The organism is Roseateles oligotrophus (genome assembly GCF_014204525.1).
Classification (GTDB): domain Bacteria; phylum Pseudomonadota; class Gammaproteobacteria; order Burkholderiales; family Burkholderiaceae_C; genus Paucibacter_A; species Paucibacter_A oligotrophus_A.
In genome coordinates this window covers 391,084-416,857 of record NZ_JACHLP010000006.1, presented here as the reverse complement: position 1 = coordinate 416,857, position 25,774 = coordinate 391,084, and the positions used below count along the sequence as shown (strand labels likewise).

Annotated in this window: 21 protein-coding genes; 8 read left to right on the top strand and 13 right to left on the bottom strand. The window is 63.4% G+C overall.

Annotated features, from left to right (window positions below):
* Positions 1-62: 62 nt before the first annotated feature.
* Positions 63-1,508: a glucose-6-phosphate dehydrogenase gene (gene zwf / locus HNP55_RS16540; RefSeq protein ID WP_184301688.1), complete on the top strand. Its 1,446-nt coding sequence runs from the start codon at positions 63-65 to the stop codon at positions 1,506-1,508.
* Between the two features lie 2 nt (positions 1,509-1,510).
* On the top strand, positions 1,511-2,371 hold the full coding sequence (locus HNP55_RS16535) for an SIS domain-containing protein (RefSeq protein ID WP_184301901.1): 861 nt from the start codon (positions 1,511-1,513) through the stop codon (positions 2,369-2,371).
* Positions 2,372-2,385: 14 nt separating this feature from the next.
* On the opposite strand, the gene HNP55_RS16530 is transcribed toward HNP55_RS16535, so the two are convergent.
* From HNP55_RS16530 to HNP55_RS16505, 6 genes are all read right to left on the bottom strand, one after another.
* A complete protein-coding gene (locus HNP55_RS16530; RefSeq protein WP_184301686.1) occupies positions 2,386-2,679 on the bottom strand; it encodes a lipid asymmetry maintenance protein MlaB in 294 nt (97 codons plus the stop codon).
* 11 nt (positions 2,680-2,690) lie between these two features.
* The gene (locus tag HNP55_RS16525) at positions 2,691-3,347 is read right to left on the bottom strand and encodes a phospholipid-binding protein MlaC (protein ID WP_246448457.1); all 657 of its coding nucleotides are present in this window, start codon (positions 3,345-3,347) and stop codon (positions 2,691-2,693) included.
* Between the two features lie 78 nt (positions 3,348-3,425).
* Entirely contained in the window at positions 3,426-4,187 is a 762-nt protein-coding gene (locus tag HNP55_RS16520) for a VacJ family lipoprotein (protein ID WP_184301680.1), read from the bottom strand.
* Positions 4,184-4,669 carry an outer membrane lipid asymmetry maintenance protein MlaD gene (gene mlaD / locus HNP55_RS16515; protein ID WP_184301677.1) on the bottom strand — a complete coding sequence of 162 codons (486 nt, stop codon included), beginning with the start codon at positions 4,667-4,669 and terminating at the stop codon, positions 4,184-4,186. Before mlaD ends, HNP55_RS16520 begins: the two co-directional genes overlap by 4 nt.
* A gap of 51 nt (positions 4,670-4,720) precedes the next feature.
* Entirely contained in the window at positions 4,721-5,500 is a 780-nt protein-coding gene (gene mlaE, locus HNP55_RS16510; protein WP_184301675.1) for a lipid asymmetry maintenance ABC transporter permease subunit MlaE, read from the bottom strand.
* Positions 5,497-6,333 (bottom strand): ABC transporter ATP-binding protein, encoded by an 837-nt coding sequence (locus tag HNP55_RS16505; protein WP_184301673.1) that lies wholly within the window; start codon positions 6,331-6,333, stop codon positions 5,497-5,499. Before HNP55_RS16505 ends, mlaE begins: the two co-directional genes overlap by 4 nt.
* A 302-nt stretch (positions 6,334-6,635) precedes the next feature.
* On the opposite strand from HNP55_RS16505, the gene HNP55_RS24700 reads away from it, so the two are divergent.
* Genes HNP55_RS24700 through HNP55_RS16475 form a run of 6 tightly spaced genes read left to right on the top strand, consistent with a single transcriptional unit; the run spans position 6,636 to position 12,980 of the window.
* Positions 6,636-7,097, top strand: coding sequence for a type IV pilin protein (locus tag HNP55_RS24700; protein WP_184301671.1), 462 nt, complete (start codon positions 6,636-6,638; stop codon positions 7,095-7,097).
* The gene (locus HNP55_RS16495) at positions 7,094-7,564 is read left to right on the top strand and encodes a GspH/FimT family protein (RefSeq protein WP_184301668.1); all 471 of its coding nucleotides are present in this window, start codon (positions 7,094-7,096) and stop codon (positions 7,562-7,564) included. Before HNP55_RS24700 ends, HNP55_RS16495 begins: the two co-directional genes overlap by 4 nt.
* Positions 7,561-8,058 (top strand): pilus assembly protein PilV, encoded by a 498-nt coding sequence (locus HNP55_RS16490; protein ID WP_184301665.1) that lies wholly within the window; start codon positions 7,561-7,563, stop codon positions 8,056-8,058. Before HNP55_RS16495 ends, HNP55_RS16490 begins: the two co-directional genes overlap by 4 nt.
* A complete protein-coding gene (locus tag HNP55_RS16485) occupies positions 7,985-9,295 on the top strand; it encodes a PilW family protein (RefSeq protein WP_348648720.1) in 1,311 nt (436 codons plus the stop codon). The genes HNP55_RS16490 and HNP55_RS16485 overlap by 74 nt, the downstream gene beginning before the upstream one ends.
* Positions 9,286-9,837 carry a hypothetical protein gene (locus tag HNP55_RS16480; RefSeq protein ID WP_184301658.1) on the top strand — a complete coding sequence of 184 codons (552 nt, stop codon included), beginning with the start codon at positions 9,286-9,288 and terminating at the stop codon, positions 9,835-9,837. Before HNP55_RS16485 ends, HNP55_RS16480 begins: the two co-directional genes overlap by 10 nt.
* Positions 9,834-12,980 (top strand): hypothetical protein, encoded by a 3,147-nt coding sequence (locus HNP55_RS16475; protein WP_184301655.1) that lies wholly within the window; start codon positions 9,834-9,836, stop codon positions 12,978-12,980. The genes HNP55_RS16480 and HNP55_RS16475 overlap by 4 nt, the downstream gene beginning before the upstream one ends.
* Positions 12,981-13,053: 73 nt before the next feature.
* Here HNP55_RS16475 and HNP55_RS16470 read toward each other — a convergent pair whose 3' ends face one another.
* The 7 genes from HNP55_RS16470 to HNP55_RS16440 all read right to left on the bottom strand — a co-directional run bounded on the left by HNP55_RS16470 (position 13,054) and on the right by HNP55_RS16440 (position 25,652).
* Complete coding sequence (locus HNP55_RS16470; protein ID WP_184301653.1) at positions 13,054-14,529, bottom strand: glutamate synthase subunit beta; 1,476 nt, start codon at positions 14,527-14,529, stop codon at positions 13,054-13,056.
* A gap of 47 nt (positions 14,530-14,576) precedes the next feature.
* Positions 14,577-19,325: a glutamate synthase-related protein gene (locus HNP55_RS16465; protein ID WP_184301651.1), complete on the bottom strand. Its 4,749-nt coding sequence runs from the start codon at positions 19,323-19,325 to the stop codon at positions 14,577-14,579.
* A 117-nt stretch (positions 19,326-19,442) separates the two neighbouring features.
* Positions 19,443-20,165, bottom strand: a complete 723-nt coding sequence (locus tag HNP55_RS16460; RefSeq protein ID WP_184301648.1) for a transposase — start codon at positions 20,163-20,165, stop codon at positions 19,443-19,445.
* A gap of 76 nt (positions 20,166-20,241) precedes the next feature.
* Positions 20,242-21,369, bottom strand: coding sequence for a deoxyguanosinetriphosphate triphosphohydrolase (locus tag HNP55_RS16455; protein WP_184301646.1), 1,128 nt, complete (start codon positions 21,367-21,369; stop codon positions 20,242-20,244).
* A gap of 82 nt (positions 21,370-21,451) precedes the next feature.
* Entirely contained in the window at positions 21,452-22,594 is a 1,143-nt protein-coding gene (aroB, locus tag HNP55_RS16450) for a 3-dehydroquinate synthase (protein ID WP_184301643.1), read from the bottom strand.
* 87 nt (positions 22,595-22,681) lie between these two features.
* A complete protein-coding gene (locus tag HNP55_RS16445) occupies positions 22,682-23,245 on the bottom strand; it encodes a shikimate kinase (RefSeq protein ID WP_184301640.1) in 564 nt (187 codons plus the stop codon).
* Between the two features lie 19 nt (positions 23,246-23,264).
* A complete protein-coding gene (locus tag HNP55_RS16440; RefSeq protein WP_221439631.1) occupies positions 23,265-25,652 on the bottom strand; it encodes an Ig-like domain-containing protein in 2,388 nt (795 codons plus the stop codon).
* Positions 25,653-25,774 lie beyond the last annotated feature (122 nt).

Here is a 25,774-nt window from a genome sequence, read left to right as displayed (position 1 = left end):
CATTTTGCTCATCCCCGTCTGCCGCGGCAGACACCCGAACATTTCCATCAAGGCCCAGCTCCATGTCTTTTGATCTCGTTTTCTTCGGCGGCACCGGTGATCTCACCTGGAGAAAGCTGATGCCCGCGCTGTTCCAGGCCTTCCGCCACGGTAAGCTGCCCGCCAACGGCCGCATCCTGGCGGTGGCCCGCGACGAGATGACGGACGAGGCCTATCGCGAATGGCTGAAGGCCCGCTTCCGGGAGGTGGACGGCTCCAAGCGCCCCAGCGATGAGGAGTTCGAGAGCTTCGCCGCCCTGCTGCACTACCGCCGCATGGACCTGTCCCAGCCCGAGCATTACCAGCGCCTGAAGGACTGGCTGGCCGAGCGCGCCGCTGACACCGTCGTGCTCTATCTGGCCACCAGCCCGCATCTGTTCACCCAGATCTGCCAGCAGCTGGGCAGCGCCGGCCTGAACCACGAGCGCGTCCGCGTGGTGCTGGAAAAACCCCTGGGCCATGACCTGGCCAGCGCGCAGGAAATCAACCAGGTGGTGCGCTCGGTGTTCAAGGAGGAGCAGGCCTTCCGCATCGACCATTACCTGGGCAAGCCCTCGGTGCAGAACCTGATGGCCCTGCGCTTCGGCAATGCCTTGTTCGAACCGCTGTGGCGGCGCGAGAGCATCGCCAATATCCAGATCACGCTGGCCGAGCGCCTGGGCGTGGGCACGCGCGGCGGCTTTTACGACGGCACCGGCGCGCTGCGCGACATGATCCAGAACCATGCCCTGCAGCTGCTGACCATGATTGCCATGGAGCCGCCCTCCAGCAACGATGCCGACGCCATCCGCGACGAAAAGCTCAAGGTGCTGCGCTCGCTCAAGCCCTTCACGGCCGAGAGCGTGGCCCGCGATGTGGTGCGCGGCCAATACCGGGCCGGCGCCATCGAGGGCCAGGCCGTGCCCGGCTATCTGGACGAGGCCAAGGTGCCGGCCGACAGCCATTGTGAAACCTTTGTGGCCCTGCGCACCGAGGTGCAGAACTGGCGCTGGGCCGGCGTGCCTTTTTACCTGCGCACCGGCAAGCGCCTGGCCGAGCGCGATGCGCAGATCGTCATCAACTTCCGCCCCGTGCCCCACCCCATCTTCCCCGGCACCAATCAGGCCAATCGCCTGGTGATCAAGCTGCAGCCCGAGGACGGGCTGGAGCTGCAGTTGCTGGCGGCCAAGGGCGGCGCCCACGGCGAGGCGCTGACGCCGGTCTCGCTGGACCTGGACTTCGACAAGGCCTTCGCGGCCAACCGCGTCGGCGCTTACGAGCGCCTGCTGCTGGATGCCATCGCCGGCCGCCTGAACCTCTTTGTGCGCAGCGACGAGCAAGAGCAGGCCTGGCGCTGGGTGGAGCCGGTGCTGGACGCCTGGGCCCAGGACGATGCCGGCCCGCGCCCCTATACCGCCGGCTCCTGGGGACCGGCCGCGGCCAGCGCCCTGGTGGCACGCGATGGCTTTGCCTGGGGGGAAGAAGAGTGAGCATTCTCGAGCGCGTGAAAGCCGCCATGCCGGCCCTGCCGCCGGCCGAGCAGCGCGTCGCCAAACTCTTGCTGAACGACGCCCGCGCCTTCGCCAATCTGCCGGTCAGCGAGCTGGCCGACCGCGCCCATGTCTCCAAACCCACGGTGGTGCGCTTTTGCCGCAGCGTGGGTTATGACGGCCTGGCCGATTTCAAACGCAAGCTGGCCGGCAGCGTCAACGAGGGTGTGCCCTTTGTGCACCGCGCGGTGGACGAGGACGACAAGCCCGGCGACCTGATCGTCAAGGTGGTGGACAACGCCGTGGCCGCCCTGCTGCACTACCGCAACGACGCCGCCAGCCATGCTTTTGAGCGCGCCATCAACGCCCTGGCCGAGAGCGCGCGCAACAACCGGCGCATCGAGTTTTTTGGCGTCGGCAACTCAGGCATCGTGGCGCAGGACGCGCAGCACAAATTCTTCCGCTTGGGCATCAACACCGCAGCCTGCAGCGACGGCCATGTGCAGCTGATGAGCGCCACCATGTTGCAAAGCGGGGATTGCGCCGTCGTCATCAGCAATTCCGGCCGCAGCCGCGACCTGCTGGATGCCGCTGAAATAGCACGTAAAAAAGGCGCCACCACCATCATCATCACGGCCAGCGGCTCGCCGCTGGCGGCCCTGGGCCAGAGCCAGGGTCAGATCCTGCTGGCGGTGGACCACCCGGAAGACTATGACCGCTACAGCCCCATGGTCTCAAGGCTTTTGCACTTGACGGCAGTGGACATCCTGACCACCGGCGTGGCCCTGCGCCTGGGCCAGACCCTGAGGCCCATGCTGCAGGAGATCAAGCGCAATCTGCGCAGCAAGCGTTACGCGAGTTGAGCACGGACGGGGCGCTACCCACCCGAGGGCAGCAGCTCGGCCACGCCGTAAACCCGGGCCAGCTCCTGCAGCTTGGCCGGCACCTCGTGCAGCTGCAGCTGCACGCCCTCCCGGGCGCACAGGCGGGCGGCGCTGATCAAGAGCGTTAGCACGCCGGAATCAAAGTCTTGCAGGTCCGCCGCGCTGATGCGCAGCTGCGCGCCGGCGGCGCTGCGCACCTGCGCGGCCTCGACCCGCAGGCTGGCTTGCAAGGCCGTCCACAACGTGGGCAGCTCATGCAGGCGGACGGAGGCGGGCAGCTTGAGCATCGCCCCGGGCCTCAGGCCTTGCCGCCGGCCGCGGCCTTCTGGTTTTTGTCGGCCAGGGTCTTGATCAGGCCGTCGATGCCATTGGCGCCGATCTCTTGCGCAAAGCTGTTGCGGTACTGGTCGGCCAGCCAGATGCCCAGCACATTGACGTCGTAGATCTTCCACAGGCCGGCGGACTTCTCCAGGCGGTAGTCCAGCTGGATGGGGTCACCCTTGCCGCGGATCTCCGTCTTCACCACCACCTCGGTGTCGTCGGCGCCAGCACGCAGGGGCTTGAGCGCAATGGTCTGATCCTTCACCTGGGTCAGCGCACCAGCATAGGTGCGCACCAGCAAGGCCTTGAATTCTTCCTGCAGACGTTGCTGCTGGACCGGCGTGGCCTGGCGCCAGAAGCGACCCACGGCCGAGGAAGTCATGCGCTGGAAGTTCACATGCGGCATGACCTTGGTGTCGACCAGGCTGATGATTTTCTGAATATCACCGGCTTGGATCGCCTTGTCGGACTTGACCGCTTCCAGGGTCTCCAGCGAGAGCTGGCGGATCAGCTGATCCGGTGCGGCATTGGCATCGGCGGCTTGCGCCGGCAGGGCCGCAGCCCAGATCAGGCCGGCGGCCAGGGTGGCGGAAAAGAGGCCACGCTTCAACAAAGCTCGTTTCGTCGCAATCATTGCTGTCTGCTCTTTCATTCAATCATGGGGAAGGCCCAGACTAGAACGCCACAGGCCTTGCTTCGGTTCACAAACGGGTCAATGACCGGCCTGGGGATTTTCTGCCGGCGGTTTCTCGGGCGTCAGCACCTCGAACTCATCGTCATCGCTGAAACTGCCGCGGCGCTGCAAATAGGCGTCGCGGTAGAAGGTGTATTTGTCCAGCGCAATGCCTTCCAGCATCTGGCTGGCGCGCAGGAAGTTGGCGCGCGCATTGATGGTCTGCAGGCTGTAGATCGCCACCTTGGCCGAGCCGTCCTTGAACACCAGCGAGGGCGAGGCCGCATAGTCCCAGGGCAGGGCCAGGCTGTCGCGCACCGAAGAGGGCCCGAACACCGGCCAGACGATGTAGGCGCCGGTACCCAGGCCCCAGCGGCCAAAGGTCTTGCCCAGGTCTTCACTCTTTTTTTCCAGGCCTACCTCGGTGGAGACATCGATCAGCCCGCCAAAGCCCAGCACGGTATTGACCGCGAAGCGCATGCCCTGCTCCACCCCGGCCTTCAAGCGCCCTTGCAAAAAGAGATTGATGGTGGACCAGGCGTCGTTGACATTGCCAAAGAAGTTGTCGATGGACAGACGGATGGGCGCGGGCACGATCTCGCTATAAGCCTTGGCAACCGGCACCAGCACATGCTCGTCCAGGGCGTCGTTGAAGCTGAAGACCTTGCGGTTCCAGGACTCCCAGGGGTCCAGCTTCTGGCCTGGCGCACCGGGGCCGCGCAGATTGGCGCAGGCACTCAGCAGCAAGGCCATGCACAGCAGCGCGAAGGCGCGCAGAACGGGGGCGAGGCGCGATCTCATGGCTTGGGCCCGGCCGCGCTGGAGCCGCTATCGGCCGCCTTGTTGTAGAGGAACTGGCCGATCAGGTTCTCCAGCACCACGGCGGACTGGGTCTGCTTGATGCTGTCACCGGCCACCAGATTCTTTTCATCGGCCCCCGGCTCCAGGCCTATGTACTGCTCGCCCAGCAGGCCGGCCGTCAGGATCTTGGCCGAGCTGTCCTTGGGGAAGGCCATCTTCTTCTGCAGATTCAGCGTGACCTTGGCCTGGAAGCTCTTGTCATCGAAATTGATGGACTCCACCCGGCCTATGACCACGCCCGCGCTCTTCACCGCGGCATTGGCCTTGAGGCCACCGATATTGTCGAACTTGGCCGTCACCTGATAGGTCTCGTCAAAATTCAGGCTCAGCAGATTGCCGGCCTTGAGCGCCAGGAACAGCAAGGCAGCGCCGCCCAGCAGGACAAAAAAACCGACCGCCGCATCATGTCGAGAGGCTTGCATGCCGTACTCCAAAAACTAGCTAATCCGAATAAAAAGAAAGGCGCAGGCCGCTCAGATGGAAAACATCATGGCCGTCAGCACAAAGTCCAGTGCCAACACCGCCAGTGATGAAACCACCACGGTCCGCGTCGTGGCCTGGGCCACGCCCTCGGGCGTGGGCTTGCAGGCATAGCCTTGCAACAAGGCCACAAAGGTCACGGTCACGCCGAACACCAGGCTTTTGACCACGCCGTTGCCGACGTCTGCCAACACATCCACCCCGCCCTGCATCTGCGACCAGAAGGCACCGGCATCGATGCCGATCAAGACCACCGCCACCAGCCAGCCGCCGATCACGCCAATCGCCGAGAACAAGGCCGCCAGCAAGGGCATGGCGATCACCCCGCCCCAGAAGCGCGGCGCCAGCACCCGGGTCAGCGGGTCCACGGCCATCATCTCCATGGCGGTCAATTGCTCGCCCGCCTTCATCAGGCCGATCTCGGCCGTCAGCGAGGTGCCGGCCCGGCCGGCAAACAGCAGGGCCGCCACCACCGGCCCCAGCTCGCGCACCAGGCTCAAGGCCACCAGCAGACCCACGGCCTCGGCCGAGCCATAGCGCTGCAAGGTGTAATAGCCTTGCAGCGCCAGCACAAAGCCGACGAACAAGCCCGACACACCGATGATGGACAGCGAGCGGTTGCCCAGAAAATAGACCTGGTCGCGCACCAGGCCAAAACGCAGCAAGGCCTGGGGGGAGCGCGCCAGGATCTGCGCCAGCAAACGCGCACCGGCGCCGATGCTGGCCAGTTGCATGCGCGTGGTCCGGCCCAGCTTGGCCAAGAAGCCGCTCATGCCCGCGCCTCCAAGCCGAAGTCCTGCATCACCGGCGCGGCCGGCTGATGGAAACGCACCGGACCATCGGCATGGGCGCCCACAAACTGCTTCACCAGCGGATCCTCGCTATGCCGCAACTCGTCCGGCGTGCCCTGGGCCACCACACGGCCGTTGGCAATCATGGCCACCTCGTCGGCGATGGCAAAGGTCTCATGCAAATCATGCGAAACAATGATGCTGGTCAGGCCCAGGGCATCGTTCAAATCTCGGATCAGCCGCGCCGCCACACCGAGCGAAATCGGGTCCAGGCCGGCAAAAGGCTCGTCGTACAAGACCAGATCGGGGTCCAGGGCAATGGCGCGCGCCAGCGCCACCCGCCGCGCCATGCCGCCCGACACCTCGGAAGGCATCAGATCGCGCGCGCCGCGCAAGCCCACCGCATTGAGCTTCATCAGCACCAGGTCGCGGATCATGGCCTCGGGCAATTGGGTGTGCTCGCGCAGAGGGAAGGCCACGTTCTCGAACACCGAGAGATCGGTGAACAGCGCGCCGAACTGGAACAGCATGCCCATGCGCCGACGCACGGCGTAGAGCTGATCGCCGCCCAGCGGCGCCAGATCCTGGCCATCGAACAAGACCTGCCCCTTGAAGGGCTGAAGCTGGCGGCCCAGCAAGCGCAGCACCGTGGTCTTGCCTCCTCCCGAGGTGCCAATCAAGGCCAGCACCTTGCCGCGCTGCAACTTCAGATTGACCGACTCCAAAATCACCCGCTCGCCATAGCCGCAGCTGACATCGCGCAGTTCGACCAGGGGGACTTGCCTGAGAGACGAGGGTGAATCGGATGGGGCCATGAAGCGATGGGGCTTGGGCCTGGGCCCAGAAAAGAAAGTCCGCATCATAGGGGAAAGCACGAATGCGCGCAGACCCCCAATAAATCACAGCTCTTGCAGGCTTGGCTGGCCCGCCGCTCAGCTTTCCGTCTGGCGGCCCGAAATGAGAGGAGGCGTAAGAGGCCGGCCCGGGCCGGCCTTGCAACCCTGCTATCTCTTGCTGTTTTTTGCCGCCATCAGACCAGTGGATGGAGCCCGGCGACAGACGGTCAGTGGTCTTTGCAAAAAAATTAAACAATTCTGCCCAATACGGAGCCCTTCCCATGCGCATCAATTCGTCCACCCGTCGCCCCCCCGCAAACGCCGGCTTCACCCTGGTCGAAGCCATGATCACGGTCGCCATCATTGCGATTCTTGCTGCCGTCGCCCTGCCCTCTTATCGCGACTACACCACACGCGGCAAGCTGACCCAGGCCTATAGCACCTTGGCCGGCCTCGGGGTGAGCATGCAGCAGTACTACCAGGACAACCGCAACTACACCAATGCCTGCGCGGTTACCGGCCTTGCCGCCAAGCCCCCCGCCGATGGGAACTTCGTCTACGACTGCCCGACCAAGACCGCCACCACCTTCCTGGTCAATGCCACCGGCGTCACCGGGTCGGCCGTCGAAGGCTTCACCTTCACCCTGGACCAGAACGGCGCCCGTGCCACGACCAGTGTGCCGAGCGGCTGGACCAGCAATGCCAGCTGCTGGGTGCGCAGCAAGTCAGGGAGCTGCAATTGAAGACCTGGGCGCGCGGCTTTACCCTGATCGAATTGATGGTCGCCATCAGTCTGGTCGGGATCCTGCTTGCGCTGGTCGCCCCGTATCTGAGCACGGCCATCGGCAACGCCCGCGCGCGCAATGTGGTCAGCCAATTCAGGCAGGACTTCAACTGGCTGAGAAATCAGGCCGTCACCGGCAACCGGGTCGTCAGCCTGACGCTGAATGCGGATTGCAGCTGGCAGTCCCTGATCGACGGGGTCGCCAACGCCAGCCACTCGATGTCGGCGACGGAACTCGGCAATGCGTCCAGCAATATCGCCTGCACCGCCAGCAATGCCACGGTGCTGCCGGTTACCTTCAATTTCAGCGGGCAGGGTTTTGTGGCCCCCGCGGCCACCTTTGTCTTCAACGGCCCCAACAACCAGAACTGGCCGGTGCAGATCCTGACTTCAGGGACGGTCGTACTCACCCAAGGTGTGCAATGAACAAGAGTCACGGCAGGCGAGAGGCGGGCTTCTCGCTGATCAATATCATGGTCGCGATCCTGATCTTCTCCTTTGGTCTGCTCGGGCTGGCCGGGCTGTACTCACGCTTCACCACCGCCAGCACGACCAATCAGAACATCGCCCTGCTGGCGCCCTGGAGCAATGCCTTCTGGGGCGTGGTTCAAGCCAATCCGGGCAGCACCCTGGGCACGATGGCCGGCACTTATCAGCTCGCCTCCATCCCCAGTGCGCCCGCAGCCTTGCGCCCCTGGCTCACGCAAATACTGGACCCCAACACCTCCCGCAATGCGATTGCCGACGCCACCGTCGTGATCGCCACCGGGCCCGATGCCGTCAAGGGCACGGCCTGTGCGGTTGCTACGGGATGCACGGTCACCCTAACGATTCAATGGACACAAAATGGCAGCGTCAATGCCGATAGTTCTAGCGTCACACGCTCGCAGACCTTCACCTACCAGTTCGGCCTCGACTGAGCGGGGATTTTCCCTGATCGAGCTGCTGGTCGCCGTGGCGATCGGGCTGATCCTGTCCGTGGCCGTGCTGATGGTGCAGCTCAAGCTCAGCGCGCAGAACGCGCGCACCGCCGATGTGAGCATGCGTGACAACGAGGCCAGGGCCACGATGGATCTGGTCTCCCGCGACCTGGGCAGTGCCGGATTTCTGTCGGGCGCCACGCATCTCAGTTGTTTTGCCACGCTCAACTACAACACGGCCGTCCCCGCGCCCAACTACTTCACCTCTTATTCGGTCTCATCCCTGCTCGCAAGCAGCGGCACGAGCCTGCCCTTTGTCGCGCCCCCCGGGCTGAATTTGAACTATCCCCCGCCCGGCTCGGCCAACCGCTCCGACGCCCTGGTCATACGCTTGGCGCTGGATGGCACCCAATTCACACCCAGCAAGACACCCATCACCTCGATCGCGGTCAACAACACCTACACCCCCATGTCGAACGGCGTGCTGCCCATCGCCTCCAACAATGGATTCGTGCCCGGGCAGATGGGCTTGCTGCAGATTCCCCTGGGGCCGCCCGGCACCCCTGCCGCGCCGCAAAAACGCCTGTGCATTCGCGTGCCCATCAGCACCGTCCCCGGCCCACTGGCCGGCAACGACAACATCAGCAGCGTGGGACCCCAGATGCCGGCCATCGCCTACAACGGCTTTTCTAGCCAGGTGACGGCCCTGGGTGTCGCCTCCGCCACCGCCCTGACTGACGCCCTGATCAAACAGGGCAAGCTGACCAGTCTTGGAACGGCCGCAGCCAGCAATCAACGGACCTACGTCTACTTCATCGACACCGACCCCGCACGCTACCAATGGCCAACCCTGGTTCGCGCCAGCATCAACCCCCTGAACGATCTGGAAATTCCGGCGGAGCGGCAAGACGTCGGGGCGGGTGTGGTGTCACTGCAAGTGCTGTTCGGCATCGACCCAGGCAACACCGGCGGAGTCACAGCCTACCAGACCGGCCCGCAAATGCTGGCGGCCAATAGCTCGGGCTGGGTGCGCAGCGTCAGGCTGCTGATCCTGACACGCGCTCTCTATCGCGACAAAGATTTCAGCAACACACAGCTCTACCCAACGAATGTGATCCCGCTGAGCACCATGTTCGGCGCGGGCTTCCAGAACTACACCATTGGCGCCGCCGAACTCAATCATCGCTTCGTGGCTCAGCAAACCGAAATCGCCGTGAGGAATCCGTTATGGCAATGAAGCCAAGGGCCCGGCAGTCGGGTGAGGCCTTGATCCTGACCCTGCTGGTGCTGGTCGTCCTCTATCTGGGTTTTCTCTACACCATGCGCTACGTCATGACGGACGCCCAGATGGCCGGCAACAACCTGGCCCAGCAAAAAAACACCCAGTCGGCGGACATCGCCCTGCGCCGTCTGCAGACCATGGTTCTTCAGGCCTCCAACCTCGTTGCGCTCGAGTTCAGCGCGACAGGGCAAGCCTGGTATCGCACGGTGGCCCCTGGCACCGCCGCACCCGATGCCGCTTACTGGCGGAACTGCCTGGGCAACGCTTCCAGCAATGCGCGTTGCGGCACGGTGGAGGTCAAGATCGGCAACACCGTCCTGCCCTTCACCGCCCGGGCCGTCGTTCAACCCACGGACCGCCGTGACCTCTATGCCTGCCCCTTGGGCAATATCGCGCTCGCTGCCAATTACTACGACGTTTTCCTCAACATCCAGGAGAGCTCGGCGGCGACCTCGGCAACCACTGAAACGGTGATCAAGCTATGCGTACAAAAATGAGCCCCTCTCCGTCCTCCCGCAAATCCATCGCCTGCTACACGGCTCTCTCGCTATTGCTGGGCCCCTGGGCGAGTATGCCGACACAGGCCGCAGCGGCGACCTCGGCGCCGCAGGTGCTGCTGACCATCACCAACTCCCAGTCCATGGATGGCACCACCTCGGGCGCCATCATGGTGGGCAGCGGCAAGCTCAGTGCCGTCGGCGATAGCTCCCTGCTCAACTCGGCCTCCCCCGCCAACTACACCATCCCGCCGGGATTCACCCCCCCGCTGAATGCCGGCTCCGGTGGCCAGGCCCCCTATACCGTCAGCTGCGGCTCGTCCCTGTGCGACAACGGCCCCAGCCGCTTGAATCTGGCCAAGAGCGCCATTCAGCAGGTCCTGGCCAACTATGGCGACGCCCTGAATTTCGGCCTCTACACCTACCAGACCGGCACCCCCACGCTCTACACCACCTGGGTCTACCAAATGAGCCCGAACGGCGGGCCCTTCACCTTCACCAACACCTATGTGGACGAGGCCAGCACACCGGCCAACCCATGCTACGCATACGACGTGGCCAGCGCCACGGTGAAGAGCAATTGCACGGCCATGGCGGCAATCTACGGCACCAACTTCAAGACCTCGCCGTATATGAATATGAGCCTGAGCAGCGACAGCCCGACCGTCAACGACGTCCTGTATGCAGGTAGCAGCTATCCAAGCGTATTTGTTGACTACAACGGTGTCTCGCCCGCCACCCCCTTCCCGCCCAATTTCGCGCTGAGCAACTACAACAATGGCGGGGTCACCATCACCTACGGCAAGGTCCTGCCCACCAATGGCATCAGGCAGACCGGGCCGACCAATGCAGGCTACGTGCCCTATTCACCCCAGGTGATGTACGTCAAGCGTGGCTTCGGCTATGGGGCCAGCCAGAACGCCACCACGGGGAAAACAGCCGTCGCCATGACGGGCGATGTCAGCAATTTCGCCAACGCCCTGGCACCGGAGACCAATAACGCGTCCTCCGCCGAAGTCAAGGCGGTGGCCGGCCAATCGGCCATCGGCGGACTGCTGAAGGGCGCTCTCAGCTACCTGAATGGACTCAGCAAAGCGGCCTGCCAAAAACAGTATGTGGTCTTGCTGACCGACGGACTGCCAACCCTGGATCTCAATGGCAAGGCCTGGCCACCCTTGGGCAGCCTGTCCGGCAATAGCTATGGAGTCACCGCTACCTTCAAGGCCGATGGTTCCCTGGACACGACCAATAACCAAGCGCTCACCGACGCCATCAATTCGATCAAGAACCTGGCCTCGGCAGGCATCAACACCTATGTGATCGGCCTGGGTGCCGGCGTCAACACCGCCTCCAATCCCATGGCCGCCCAGACCTTGCAAGCCATGGCCGTGGCCGGTGGCACCACCACTTTTTATCCGGCCTCCGACGCGCCGGCCCTGAACACGGCCTTCCTGAAGATCGCCGAACAAATCTTCCAGGCCTCCTCGGTATCGGCGCCTGTTGCGCCCCTGACGGTGCAAAGCGGCAATGCCCTGCTCTACACCCTAACCAGCAATCCCCAGGCCCAGCAACAGGCAGGCACCGTCAAGGCCTTCGCCGTCGGTGCCGATGGAACGCCCTCGGCGACCCAATCCTGGGAAGCCGGAGCCTTGATGAGCAAGGCACAACGTCTGTTGGCCTTGCGCTCTACCGCGACCAATGGCGACGTCGTCCCGCTGAGCAGCATCGACGCCGCCGCCTATCAGCTGAGCCCGACCAGCTGCGTCCCCGACGTCGACACCATACTGAACTACACCGCCGAACCCTCCTATACCGGCGGCCCCTGCAGTTATATCGGCAATCGGTTACCGGGCTCCTTCCTGGGCACCTTCAGCACCCAGAACACCGGCACCTTTGTGCCGCCTCCCGGCTCCAGCACACTTCTGGGCCTGAGCGGCTACGCCAACTTTGTCAGCACACAGAGCCGCCCCAGCATGCTGTTGTTCACCAACAATGACGGCTTCCTCTATGCCGTCGATGCCAGCGCCGGCACATTGCTGTGGGCCTGGACCCCGCGCTCTGTGCTGGCCAGGATGCAAAACTACAGCACCTTCACGGCCACCACCCAGATGGACGGCAACTTCACCGTGGTGGACGCACCCGACGGCGGCAACTGGGCCAGCTATGTGGTGGGCAGCCTTGGCTCCGGAGCCGAGCATTTCAGCCTGCGGCTGAATGCGACCGGCATGCCCAGCAAGGTGGTTTTCGGCCAAACCGTTGCCGGCGGCACGGCGCCAGGCGATAAGTCGGCGGCGACCGGTGCCTCGCCATTGCGGCAGATTCCGCAGATTGTCGAAATCAAGGGGTCCCTCTACTACATCTACATCGTCAACCTGGGCGGAACCAGCACGCTTTATGAAGTCAATGTGGCGACCGGCGCCTCCACCAGCAAACCCCTGGGGATGAATGTCAGCAGCTCCTTGTACGTGGACCCGCAAAACAAGCAGCTCTGGATGGGCAGCAGCTCAGGCGATATCTGGACCACGACCCTGACCGGCAACGCCCTGTCCGACGCCCTGAACACAGTCAAGGCGGCCTCGACCTTGAACCCCAGCAATAGCGGCGCCCTGGTTGCGCCCATCCTGTATGTCGGCTACACCGAATACAAGGGCATCCCCTATATGTATGCCGCCAATGCCTCCATGCTGACCATGTTTGGTGTGTCACAGACGGGTTGGACTCCCATCTGGGCCAGCACCCCCTCGGCGGGCTATCGCTATAGCAGCGGCTTGTTTGCCAGCTCCGCCGACATCTCCACCCTGACCCCGGGCGGCGTCGTCTCCGACATGATTCGAGTCGATGGCAATATCATGACCGTGCCCATGTTCGCGCCGCCGGCAGACAGCTGTGGCGCAGGCAAGGGTTACTACGACTTTTTCGACCTCAGCACCGGCAAATTCCCCTCGATAGGCATCACCTACGCCGGCAACATCATCAGCACACGGATCTTGATTGGTGCGGGCCCGGCCTTCACGCCCAGTTGGACGCTCACCGACAAGGGCTTGGGCCTCTACACCAAGACCAAGGGCGATCCAGGTGCTCCGACCCCGCCCATCGACACCAAGATCCAAAACAATGCCACCCCAATAGGCTGGCGGCACTGAGAATTGAAAGCGGCCACTACCGTGGCCGCATCAAAAGACTCCTGGCGATGCGCTTGCATCGCCATTTTTTTGCTCAGCGCGGCAGCTCGCTCGCCCCCATCAGGAACTCATCCACCGCCCGCGCCGCCTGGCGGCCTTCGCGGATGGCCCAGACAACCAGGCTTTGGCCGCGACGCATATCGCCGGCGGCAAAAACCTTGGCCACATTGGTCTGGTAGCCGCCGATGAAATCCACCGAGGCTTTGGCATTGCCTCGGGCGTCTTTGCTAACGCCAAAGGCCTCCAGCACCGTGGCCACCGGGGCCACAAAACCCATGGCCAGGAAGACCAGATCGGCCTTCAGGATCTGCTCGGAGCCGGGCACCTCGACCGCCTTGCCCGCCTGCCATTCGACCCGCACGGTCTTGACGCCGGTGAGCTTGCCCTTTTCCCCAATGAATTCCTTGGTGGAGATGGCGAACTCGCGCTCGCAGCCTTCCTCGTGGCTGCTGGAGGTGCGCAGCTTGAGCGGCCAGTAAGGCCAGGTCAGCGGCCGGTCTTCCTCCTCGGGCGGCTGGGGCATCAGCTCGAACTGGGTCACGCTCTTGGCACCGTGGCGGTTGCTGGTGCCCACGCAGTCGCTGCCGGTATCGCCACCACCGATGACGATGACATGCTTGCCCTCGGCACGGATCTGGGCTTTTAACTTGTCACCCGCATTGACCTTGTTCTGCTGAGGCAGGAACTCCATCGCGAAATGGATGCCCGAGAGCTCCCGGCCGGGGGCGGGCAGATCACGCGAGTCCTCGCTGCCGCCGCTGAGCAGCACGGCGTCGAACTGAGCCTTCAACTCATCCGCGCTGATGCTCTGCTTGGCCCAGTTGGTGACCTTGGAGCCTTCGGGCAGCGCACCCACCAGCACGCCGGTACGGAAGACCACACCCTCGGCCTCCATCTGCGCCACGCGGCGGTCGATATGGCTTTTCTCCATCTTGAAGTCGGGAATGCCATAACGCAGCAAACCACCGACGCGGTCGTTCTTCTCGAACACCGTCACGCTGTGGCCGGCGCGCGCCAGCTGCTGGGCTGCTGCCAGACCGGCGGGGCCGGAGCCGACGATGGCCACCGTCTTGCCGGTCTTCGCTTCCGGCACTTGCGGCTTGACCCAGCCCTGCTCCCAAGCGCGGTCGATGATGGCGTGCTCGATGGACTTGATGCCCACCGCCTCGTCATTCACATTCAAGGTGCAGGCCGCCTCGCAGGGGGCGGGGCAGATGCGGCCGGTGAACTCGGGGAAGTTGTTGGTGCTGTGCAGCAGGGTGATGGCCTTGGCCCAGTCTTCGCCGCGGCCGCGGTACACGAGGTCGTTGAAGTCCGGGATGATGTTGTTGACCGGGCAGCCGTTGTTGCAAAAGGGCGTGCCGCAGTCCATGCAGCGTGCGCCCTGCTGCTTGGCTTGATCGGCGTTCAGGCCGATGACGAATTCCTTGTAGTTCTTCAGCCGGGCGGGGACGGGCTCATAGCCCTCGTCCAGACGCTCGTACTCCATGAAGCCAGTGACTTTTCCCATGATCTTGGTCCTTCGATTCTTTTGATTCAGCGCGTCGGCGGCGGGGCTCAGGCCTTGAGCACAGCGTCAGGCTTGGCGGCCTGAGCAATGGTCTGTGCCGCTTCCTTGGCCGCATGGATCTCGCCCAGGGCGCGGCGGTACTCGTGCGGGAACACCTTGACGAACTTGGCACGCGAATCGGCCCAGTGGTCGAGGATGTCGCGGGCGCGCTGGCTGCCGGTCCAGCGATGGTGGTCTTCCAGCATCTTCTTCAGGATGGCCTCGTCGGTCTGCGCTTCCGAATCACCCAGGTGGTGCCAGATGGCGCGGTCGACCGTGGCCTCCTGCTCGTGCGTGGGCAGCAGCTTGTCCAGCGCCACCATGCTGGTGTTGCTGCGCTTGGCGAACTGGCCGTCCTCGTCGAAGACGTAGGCGATGCCGCCGCTCATGCCGGCGGCGAAGTTGCGGCCGGTCTTGCCCAGCACGGCCACGGTGCCGCCGGTCATGTATTCGCAGCCATGGTCGCCGGTGCCTTCCACCACCGCCGAGGCGCCGGACAGGCGCACCGCAAAGCGCTCGCCCGCCACGCCGCGGAAGAAGGCCTCGCCGCGCGTTGCACCGTACAAAACGGTGTTTCCGACGATGATGTTCTTGGTCGCGTCGCCGCGGAACTCGATCGAGGGGCGCACCACCACCCGGCCGCCGGACAGACCCTTGCCGGTGTAATCGTTGGCATCACCGATCAGATAGAAGGTAATGCCCTGGGCCAGGAAGGCGGCATAACTCTGGCCGCCCGTGCCTTCCATCTGGATAAAGATGGTGTGGTCGGGCAGGCCCTCGGGGCGGCGACGGATCAGCTCGCCCGAGAGCATGGCGCCCACGGTGCGGCGCACATTCGTCACCTCCTGCATGAACTGCACCTTCTCGCCGCGCTCGAAGGCGGGCAGACACTTCTCGATCAGCTTGACGTCGAGGGCACGGTCCAGGCCGTGATCCTGCACATCGTTGTGGATGCGGGCCACATCGGCGGGAACGGTCGGGCGATGGAAGACGCGAGCGAAGTCCAGGCCCTTGGCCTTCCAGTGCGAGATGCCCTTGCGGGTGTCCAGCAGGTCGCTGCGGCCGACCAAGTCTTCAAACCTGCGTATGCCCAGCTGGGCCATGATCTGGCGCGCTTCTTCGGCGATGAAGAAGAAGAAGTTCACCACATGCTCGGGCTTGCCGGTGAACTTGGCGCGCAGCACCGGGTCTTGTGTGGCCACGCCCACCGGGCAGGTGTTGAGGTGGCATTTGCGCATCATGATGCAGCCCTCGGCCACCAGGGGGGCGGTGGCGAAGCCGAACTCATCGGCCCCCAGCAGAGCGCCGATGACGACGTCGCGGCCGGTCTTCATCTGGCCGTCGGCCTGCACGCGCACGCGGCCGCGCAGGCGGTTCAGCACCAGGGTCTGCTGGGCCTCGGCCAGGCCCAGCTCCCAGGGCGTGCCCGCATGCTTGATGGAGGACCAGGGCGAGGCGCCGGTGCCGCCGTCGTGGCCGGCGATCACCAGGTGGTCGGCCTTGGCCTTGGTGACGCCGGCGGCAATGGTGCCCACGCCCACTTCGGAGACCAGCTTGACCGAGACATCGGCCTTGGGGTTGACGTTCTTCAGATCGTGGATCAGCTGGGCCAGGTCCTCGATGGAGTAGATGTCGTGATGCGGCGGCGGCGAGATCAGGCCTACGCCCGGCACCGAGTAACGCAGGAAACCGATGTACTCGCTGACCTTGCCGCCGGGCAGCTGGCCACCCTCGCCGGGCTTGGCGCCCTGGGCCATCTTGATCTGGATCTGGTCGGCACTGACCAGGTACTCGGTCGTCACGCCGAAGCGGCCGGAGGCCACCTGCTTGATCTTGGAGCGCAGGGAGTCGCCGTCCTGCAACTCGTAGTCGACCGCGATGACCTTGCCACCAATCACATCCGACACCTTGGTGCCGGCCGTGATCTTGATGCCCTTCAACTCATTGCGATAACGCGCCGGGTCCTCGCCACCTTCGCCGGTATTGCTCTTGCCGCCGATGCGGTTCATGGCCACGGCCAGCGTGGCATGGGCCTCGGTGCTGATGGAGCCCAGGGACATGGCGCCGGTGGCGAAACGCTTGACGATTTCCTTGGCAGGCTCGACTTCGTCCAGCGGAATGGCCTTGCTCGGGTCGAACTTGAACTCGAACAGGCCGCGCAAGGTCATGTGGCGCTTGCTCTGGTCGTTGATGATTTGCGCGTATTCCTTGTAGGTGTCGAACTTGCCGCTGCGTGCGCTGTGCTGCAGCTTGGCGATGGCGTCCGGCGTCCACATATGCTCTTCGCCGCGCGCGCGCCAGGCGTATTCGCCGCCGGCGTCCAACATGTCGGCCAGCACGGGGTCGCTGCCAAAAGCGGCCGCATGCAGGCGGATGGCTTCCTCGGCCACCTCGAACACGCCGATGCCGCCGACCTGGGTGGGCGTGCCGCGGAAGTACTTCTCCACAAAGTCGCTCTTCAAGCCTATGGCCTCGAAGATCTGCGCGCCGCAGTAAGACATATAGGTGGAGATGCCCATCTTGGACATGATCTTGGACAGGCCCTTGCCCACCGCCTTGATGTAGTTGTAGATGGCTTTGTCGGCGCTCAGCTCACCGGGCAACTCGGCCGCCAGATCGGCCAGCGTTTCCAGCGCCAGATAGGGGTGGACCGCCTCGGCGCCGAAGCCGGCCAGCACGGCGAAGTGGTGCACCTCGCGGGCACAGCCGGTTTCCACCACCAGGCCGGCCGTGGTGCGGCGGCCTTCACGCACCAGATGGTGGTGGATGGCGGACAGGGCCAGCAGCGCGGGGATGGCAACCCGGCCGGCGCTCAAACGCCGGTCGGTGATGATGAGGATGTTGTGGCCGCTCTTGATCGCATCCACGCTCTCGGCGCACAGCGAGGCCAACTGGGCTTCAACCCCCTCATTGCCCCAGGCCAGGGGGTAGGTGATGTCCAGCTCGTAGCTCTTGAACTTGCCGTTGCTGTGCGACTCGATCTGACGCAGGCGGGCCATGTCCTTGAAGTCCAGCACGGGCTGGGCCACTTCCAGGCGCATGGGCGGGTTGACCGCGTTGATGTCCAACAGGTTCGGCTTGGGGCCGATGAAGCTGTTGAGCGACATCACGATGCTCTCGCGAATCGGATCGATCGGCGGATTGGTGACCTGGGCGAACAGCTGCTTGAAGTAGTTGAACAGCGGCTTGTTCTTGCCGGAGAGCACGGCCAGGGGCGAGTCATTGCCCATGGAGCCCAGCGCCTCCTCACCCTGGCTGGCCATGGGGGCGAGCAGGAATTTGAGGTCTTCCTGGGTGAAGCCAAAAGCCTGCTGGCGGTCCAGCAAGCTGGCCTCGAAAGTGGCGGGGCTGAGCACCTCGGCCAGCTCGATATCGTCCAGACGCACCCGCACGTTCTCGATCCACTGGCGATAGGGGCGGGCGTTGGCGTACTGGTTCTTCAGCTCTTCGTCATCGATGATGCGGCCCTGTTCCAGATCGATCAGGAACATCTTGCCCGGCTGCAAGCGCCACTTCTTGACGATCTTGTTTTCGGGGATGGGCAGCACGCCACTCTCAGAGGCCAGCACGACCAGATCGTCGTCGGTGATGCAGTAACGCGCCGGCCGCAGGCCATTGCGGTCCAGCGCCGCGCAGACCTGGCGGCCATCGGTGAAGACCATGGCGGCCGGGCCGTCCCAGGGCTCCATCATGGCGGCGTGGTACTCGTAGAAGGCGCGGCGGCGCGCGTCCATCTGCTCATGCTGCTCCCAGGCCTCCGGGATCATCATCATGGCGGCATGGGCCAGCGGGTAGCCGGCCATGGTCAGCAGTTCGATGGCGTTATCAAAAGTCGCCGTGTCGGACTGGTGTTCGAAGCTGATGGGGTAGAGCTTGTTCAGGTCCTCGCCCAGCACCGGCGACTTCATCACGCCCTCGCGGGCACGCATCCAGTTGAAATTGCCCTTGACGGTGTTGATCTCACCGTTGTGAGCCACCATGCGGTAGGGGTGGGCCAGCGGCCACTCGGGGAAGGTGTTGGTGGAGAAGCGCTGGTGCACCAGGGCGATGGCCGAGACCACGCGTGGGTCGGCCAGGTCCTTGTAGTAGCTGCCCACCTGGTCGGCCAGCAGCAGGCCTTTGTAGATGACGGTGCGGCAGCTCATGCTGGGCACGTAGTACTCGCGGCTGTGCGTCAGCTGCAGGGCCTGGATGGCGCTGGAAGCGGTCTTGCGGATGACGTAGAGCTTGCGCTCCAGGGCATCGGGAACAATGATGTCCGGGCCGCGGCCGATGAAGATCTGCCGGATGATGGGTTCCTTCTCGCGCACCATGGGCGACATGGGCATCTCGGAGTCCACCGGCACATCGCGCCAGCCCAGCAAGACCTGACCCTCGGCCTTGATGGCACGCGCCAGCTCCTGCTCGCAGGCCAGGCGGGAGGCATGCTCCTTGGGCAGGAAGATCATGCCCACGCCGTACTCGCCGGGCGGCGGCAAGTCCACACCCTGCTTGGCCATTTCGGCGCGGTAGTAGTCGTCCGGAATCTGGATCAGGATGCCGGCGCCGTCCCCCATCAGCTTGTCGGCACCCACGGCGCCGCGGTGATCGAGATTCTCCAGAATCTTCAGACCCTGCTGCACGATGCTATGCGCCTTCAGGCCCTTGATATGGGCCACAAAACCCAGGCCGCAAGCGTCCTTCTCGTTCTGCGGCCGGTACAGGCCCTGCTCGCTCAGGTCTTGAATCTCGGCTTGAAAATCCGCTGCCTTGCTCATGGCGCACTCCAGTTCATTCATCGATGAACTAAAGATTACTGCGCCGCAGCAAATGCATCAAGCCGAAATAAATAGGGTCAGAGTCAATTTATTTTTAGCACAACGCAGAACTCTTAATTAAATGGGGTCAGAGTCAATTTCCTTACCCAACTTGACCGAACCCAATGGGCGGCCCCGCGGCCTGGCCAGCAGGGGGCGGGTCGTTTGCTCACTCAGTTGCTGGAGAAATTCGGGCCTGCACAGCGGCAGGCCTTTGAACACGGCCTCCGTCAACTGGCGGCGCTCGACCTCGGCCAGGCCTTGGTCCAGCAGCTCCCGATAGGCCAACTCGCGCTCAAAAGGCGTATTGCCCAGTGACCAGAAGAGCATATGGTCCGTAACCAAGGCGTCACCCCGCCGCCCCAGGTGATGAGCACAGCTGGACCAGGGGAAGTCAGCGGCTTGGGCACAGATGCCGGCCCGCAGCGGATTGAGTTCGATATAGCGCATGCAGGCCATGAAATGGTGCTCGCCCTCGATCAAGGCCGCACGGAAGCGCCCTTCCCACAGCGTGCCGCTGCGCTGGTATTTGAAGTTGTACCAAGCCACATAGCGCCGGCCAAGCGACTGCATCATCCGGCTCAAGCCTTGCTCTTCCGCAGGGGTAGCGAGCAGATGGATGTGGTTGTCCATCAAGACATAGGCGTGGATGGCGACCTTGTGGGTGGCTGCGCAGTCACGCAAGATGTCCAGGAACTGCTGCCGGTCCGCATCGCTCTGAACAATGGCTTGGCGGTTATTGCCGCGCTGGATCAGATGATGCGCCTGCTGGGCGAGAACGAGTCGGGGAGGTCTGGCCATGATTCTTCGCGGACGATTCGGGCATGAGATGGCCTGAATTATCCAAGAAAATTCACTCTGACCCCATTACTTCGAACTAGAACAGGGTTTTACCGGTCAGGCGCTGGTGCTCGCGCAGGGCGTAACGGTCGGTCATCCCAGCGATGTAGTCGGCGCAGGCGCGAGGCGTGTCGGCGGCACCGGAAAAGTCCTCGGGCAGTTGCTGGGGATCGGCGGTGTAGAGTTCGAACAAGTCGCGCAGGACTTGTTCGGCGCGCTGGCGGGTTTCCTGCACCTGGGGGTGGCGGTAGAGCTTGGCAAACAGAAAGCGTTTGAGCTCGGTGCTGGCGGCACGCATCTCGGGGCTGAAGCGGATCAGGGGCGGAGCAGCGCGCACTGCATCGGCATCGGCAGGCGCGGCTTCTTGCAGCGCCGTGCCACTGGCGGCTATCAAATCGTAGACCTGAGCCGAGAGCATGCGGCGTATGGTCTCGAACAGCAGGCGCTTGCCCTGCAGGGCCGGATACTCGCCCAAGGCCTCGCGCAGATAGCGGCGCACCAGGGGCACCTCCTCCAACTGCTCTAGTTCCAGCAGGCCGGAGCGCACACCGTCGTCGATGTCGTGGGCGTTATAGGCCACCTCGTCGGCCAGATTGCAGAGTTGCGCCTCCAAGCTCGGCTGGCCGCCCCGTAGGAAGCGCGCAGCCACCCCACCGGGCTCCGCCGCCTCCAGCAGCAAGGCATTGCGTTTGGCGCAGTGTTTGAGAATGCCCTCCCGCGCCTCGAAGCTCAGATTGAGCCCGTCAAAAGCCGGGTAGCGCTGCTCCAGCTTGTCCACCACCCGCAGGGACTGTAGGTTATGTTCAAAACCACCATGGGCCCGCATGCAGGCGTCGAGCACATCCTGGCCCGCATGGCCGAAGGGCGTATGGCCCAGATCGTGGGCCAGGGCGATGGCCTCGACCAAGTCTTCATCCAGGCGCAAGCTGCGGCCCACCGAACGACCCAATTGCGCGACCTCCAGCGAGTGGGTCAGCCGGGTGCGAAACAGATCACCCTCATGGTTCAGGAAGACCTGGGTTTTGTAAACCAAGCGCCGGAAAGCCGTGCTGTGGATGATGCGGTCGCGGTCGCGCTGGAACTCGCTGCGCGTGGGGGCCGGAGGCTCGGAGAAGCGCCGACCCCGGCTCCGGTTTGACTGACTGGCGTAGACCGCGAGAACCATAGATGCTGAGCCTTCTTTCTTGTCCTTGCCTTGGGCATCGATCGAATCTGGGCTTGGGTCTCTTCAGTGTCCGGCCGGGCCTTCAGCGGCAGTGGCTTTGAATCACCTCGGCGACCAAGGGATCGGGCGCCGCGCGCATGGTGGCCCGCCCCAAGCCCTCGATCAGCACAAAACGGATCTCTCCGCTCTCGGCCTTTTTGTCCACCCGCATCAGTTCCAGATAGCGCTCGATACCCAGCGCCGGCCCCAGCACGGGCAGGCCCGCACGCTCGATCAGGCGGTGCATGCGGGGCAAGAATTCGGCCGGCATCAAGCCCAGCCTAACCGACAAATCAGACGCCATCACCATGCCGCAGCCCACGGCCTCGCCATGCAACCACTCGCCGTAGCCAAGGCCGGTTTCGATAGCATGGCCAAAGGTGTGGCCGAAATTGAGAATGGCACGCAAGCCTTGCTCGCGCTCGTCCTGCCCTACCACCCAGGCCTTGATTTCGCAGCAACGCTTGACGGCATAGGCCATAGCCGCCTTGTCGCGCGCCAGCAAGGCATCGAGATGGTCTTCAATCCAGGCCAGAAACTCGGCGTCCGCGATCGGGCCGTACTTGATCACCTCGGCCAGGCCTGCAGACAGCTCACGCGGGGGCAAGCTATCCAGCCCATCCAGATCGGCGACGACACGTTCGGGCTGGTAAAAGGCGCCAATCATGTTCTTGCCCAGCGGATGGTTGATGGCGGTCTTGCCTCCGACCGAGGAGTCCACCTGCGCGAGCAAGGTCGTCGGCACCTGGACAAAGGGCACGCCGCGCATATAGACCGAGGCCGCAAAGCCGGTCATATCGCCGATCACGCCGCCACCCAGAGCGAACAGCACCGTCTTGCGGTCGCAGGCCTGGGCCAGCAAATGGTCGAAGATCTTGTTGAGCGAAGCCCAGTCCTTGTAGGCCTCGCCATCGGGCAACACCACGGCTTCCACCCGCGTGTAATGCGCCCGCAGTTGGTGGCTGAGGCGCTCCAGATAAAGCGGCGCCACCGTTTCGTTGGTCACGATGACGGCAACCTGGGCCTTGGGCAAACCCAGCCAGGTGGCGGGCTCATCCAAAAGACCGGGGCCGATCAAGATGTCGTAGCCTCGCTGATCCAAGGCGATGGACACCTTGTGACTCGTGTCGAGGTTTGCCGAGGAAGCGGGAAGCTGGGTGTTGGGGGCTTGGGCTGAAGCAGTCATATGCCCAAGTGTACGGGGCGGCCTGAACTCCGCACCAAGCCAGCGGCATTGCCGGCGCTGCGCTTACCCCGACCGGGCCGGACCGAATCAGGCACTCTTCTCCGCACCCACGGTCGCGGCGACCCGGGCCGGATCCAGGATGCCGGCCAATTCCAACTGCATCAAAGCCATATTGACGAGGCCATGAACCGAAGGCCGGCCCGTCTCCAGCACAAAATGGGCACAGCGCCGATACAGCGGGTTGCGCAGGGCATAGAGCTCGCGCAGCTTTTGCAACGGGTCTTGCACCTGCAGCAGCGGCCGCTGGGTGTCATGGCGCAAACGCCTGAACAGCTCCTCCGGCGTGGAGCGCAGGTAGAGCACGGTCGAATGCTTGTGCAGGAGTTGTCGATTCGGCTCTCGCAGAACAGCACCGCCACCGGTTGCCAAGACAAACTCCGAGTCGCGCTGCAGGATCTCGGCGATCACCGAGCTCTCGATATCGCGAAAGGGCTGCTCGCCCTCCCGATCGAAATAGCTGCGGATAGGCTCACCCAGACGTGACTCAATTTCGCTATCCGAATCGACAAATGGCACGCCCATCTGGCGCGCCATTTGCCGCCCGACCGTGGATTTACCACTGCCGGGCATTCCGATGAGGGAGATGATCAAGCCGATGCGCCTTATTCGGTCAACGAGGCACCTTGCACCCGGGCCGCGCCACGACAAAGGGGTCTGTGCCAAAGAGCGAATCGGTCGGCAGCAGATAGTAGCCTTCGATATTTGTCCCATAAGGACTGGTGACAAATGCAGGGGAAGCTTCGCTCTTGATCGCGTCCAACAAGGTCGGCAACCAACGCTCCTCATACCGACCAAACCAAGCGGGCGGGCTGAGCACACCTGGTGCGCTCACCTTGAGCATGTACCGCACCCAAGAAGCAGCACTCTTCGGGTACTCGATCCGCAGGGTGGCCAAGCCGTTGGCGTCCGTTGTAGTTGACCCGACCATGCTGACGGAGACGTCGGACTTGCGGGGATCCAACTGTCCGTTGCCGTTGATGTCCTCTGTAACGTTACCAATGGTCTCTATGGTTCCATTGCGTATGCCGTCAGGCTCCAAACGATCCTCGTTCGGGCACTTCAAGTACTTCGGAAAATCATCCTTCAAATTCGCCGGCGTACCATTGATATCGAGCCCAGGGATGTACCACCTCTTCTCTGTCGCATCCCAGCTGTACTCACCTTTGGCATATCCCAACAGATCAATCATCGGTGAAATTTGCACGCCTGACTTCGGATTGCCGGCCGCATCGACCACCAAGACAGTGAACTTGGCTATATAAGTCAAGCCGGTGTCACCCACCACGAGCACATCGTCACTACCGATGGAGATCGAAATAGGCGATTCCACAATGGTGAGCGACACCGGACTGATGGCGAACCCATTGGAACAAGGCGTTGCGTCCGAAGTACGACCCAAATTGTCGGTACGGCCGTAGCAGGCATAGATCTTGACTTGATCGGTTGGACTGCTTCGTTGTCCGGGGATGAAGCTCAAGGTTACGATACCGTTCTTGTCGGAGAGCAAGGGCGCATCGTTCTCGCTGACACTCAAGCGGCCATCGGTCGAACTATTGTTCGGGCCCAAGCCGACCTTGACCCGGACATTCTCGATCGGCGCGTTCTTCTCGCCGCGGAAGAGCAGGCGGATCTCGGCGCGATTGACATCGCTACCCGGCTGATTGACTTTGACCACGATGGGGTCCATGGTCATGGTCGCCGACAGGATCTTGGTCGTATCCGGCAAGGGGCCTGGTACGGCAGCAACGTTGACAAAGGACTCGACAGGTGTATCACCCGCACCGCCCACCGCCTTGATGGACATGCGACCCGAGCCCTCGGCCGTGTAGTTATAGGTCCAACGTCCTTGTGCCGACGTCGTTCCGCGACCGCTGGCCGAACCGGGACCCGTAACCACGATGGCGACATCCGGAATTGGGCTGCCGTTCACGTCCACCAAGGTGTAATCGACCGAACCCGGCTCACCAACCAGTCGGTTGGGCTGGTTCACGGTCGCGACCAGTTTGGCCCCCGTCACCGAGAGTGGCCGCACCACTTTCAAAGTGCCGGCAGCGCCCACGCTTTGGGCGGTGATCAGAATGGTTCTGACAGTCCGGTTAGAGCCGATCTCGACCTTGCCCTTGGCCTCGCCGCGCGCATCGGTCTTGGTGCTGACAGGAATGAACACCCCGTCGTTGTCGACCGCAAAAATCACGTCGATGCCCGCCAAAGCGTTCCGATTGGCATCCACGGCCTTGGCCACGACATCCACCGACTCGCTGCCCGAGTTATTGATGCTGGCCTTGCTGAGCGTCATCGTCAAATCGTTGGCGACCAACACCGTGCCGGCAGGGGGATCAACCACGTCCACCGTGATGGTTCTCGAAACGGTGCCGCTGCTGGCCTTGATCGCGATCGTGCGCTTGGACTTGATATTCTGCAGGCTCAGGCGGCGAGACAACTGGCCTGTCGCCGGATCCGTCGTCGTCTGGCCTGGGTCAAGCAGCACGGCATCACCCACGTCAACCACTTGCAGGCTGACCGCCGCCCCGCCAATGGCCGAGCGCGAAGCGTCGAGCGAGGTAACGGTGATTTTGGCTTGCTCAAGCCCAGTATTTGGCAGGGTGGCCTTATCCACCACCACGGACAGATCGGCCACCGAGCTGCCGGTCACGCTGTCGACCACGGTGAAGCTCACCGTCTTGCTGATGCTGCCGCTCTTGGCGGTCACCGTCACGGTACGGCTGGTCTTGTCAACCAGGGAGACGATGGCCGAGAGCTTGCCATCCTTGGTATCGGTCACCTTGCCGGAGGCCGTCACAATGGCACCCGCACTCACCTCCACCGAGACCGGGGTCGCAACGCCGATCAAGGCAGCATTGCCCGTGGTCAAAGCCGTGACCGTGAGGGTCACCACTTCGGTGCCTGAGTTAGGAATCGAGACCTTGTCGGCAACCACGGCCACATCGGTCAATGCCCCGGGAGTCGTCGGATTGCTGGGATCTTTGGGATCAAACACCGAAGTTCCCGCGGACCCTCCCCCGCATGCAGCCATCAGCACGGCGACCGCCCCTGCGCACAAGACGCGCGTGATTCCGCGGCCCCATTCGAATCTTTTTTTACTCATTTCTCACACTCTCC

Coding starts and splice junctions, on each gene's coding strand:
- HNP55_RS16455 (WP_184301646.1), bottom strand. CDS start 21,369: ATGGTTCTCGCGGTCTACGCCAGTCAGTCAAACCGGAGCCGGGGTCGG.
- HNP55_RS16505 (WP_184301673.1), bottom strand. CDS start 6,333: ATGGCCCCATCCGATTCACCCTCGTCTCTCAGGCAAGTCCCCCTGGTC.
- mlaE (WP_184301675.1), bottom strand. CDS start 5,500: ATGAGCGGCTTCTTGGCCAAGCTGGGCCGGACCACGCGCATGCAACTG.
- HNP55_RS16465 (WP_184301651.1), bottom strand. CDS start 19,325: ATGAGCAAGGCAGCGGATTTTCAAGCCGAGATTCAAGACCTGAGCGAG.
- HNP55_RS16530 (WP_184301686.1), bottom strand. CDS start 2,679: ATGCTCAAGCTGCCCGCCTCCGTCCGCCTGCATGAGCTGCCCACGTTG.
- HNP55_RS16485 (WP_348648720.1), top strand. CDS start 7,985: ATGGCAGCGTCAATGCCGATAGTTCTAGCGTCACACGCTCGCAGACCT.
- zwf (WP_184301688.1), top strand. CDS start 63: ATGTCTTTTGATCTCGTTTTCTTCGGCGGCACCGGTGATCTCACCTGG.
- HNP55_RS16460 (WP_184301648.1), bottom strand. CDS start 20,165: ATGGCCAGACCTCCCCGACTCGTTCTCGCCCAGCAGGCGCATCATCTG.
- HNP55_RS16475 (WP_184301655.1), top strand. CDS start 9,834: ATGAGCCCCTCTCCGTCCTCCCGCAAATCCATCGCCTGCTACACGGCT.
- HNP55_RS16520 (WP_184301680.1), bottom strand. CDS start 4,187: ATGAGATCGCGCCTCGCCCCCGTTCTGCGCGCCTTCGCGCTGCTGTGC.
- aroB (WP_184301643.1), bottom strand. CDS start 22,594: ATGACTGCTTCAGCCCAAGCCCCCAACACCCAGCTTCCCGCTTCCTCG.
- HNP55_RS24700 (WP_184301671.1), top strand. CDS start 6,636: ATGCGCATCAATTCGTCCACCCGTCGCCCCCCCGCAAACGCCGGCTTC.
- HNP55_RS16490 (WP_184301665.1), top strand. CDS start 7,561: ATGAACAAGAGTCACGGCAGGCGAGAGGCGGGCTTCTCGCTGATCAAT.
- HNP55_RS16525 (WP_246448457.1), bottom strand. CDS start 3,347: ATGATTGCGACGAAACGAGCTTTGTTGAAGCGTGGCCTCTTTTCCGCC.
- HNP55_RS16480 (WP_184301658.1), top strand. CDS start 9,286: ATGGCAATGAAGCCAAGGGCCCGGCAGTCGGGTGAGGCCTTGATCCTG.
- mlaD (WP_184301677.1), bottom strand. CDS start 4,669: ATGCAAGCCTCTCGACATGATGCGGCGGTCGGTTTTTTTGTCCTGCTG.
- HNP55_RS16470 (WP_184301653.1), bottom strand. CDS start 14,529: ATGGGAAAAGTCACTGGCTTCATGGAGTACGAGCGTCTGGACGAGGGC.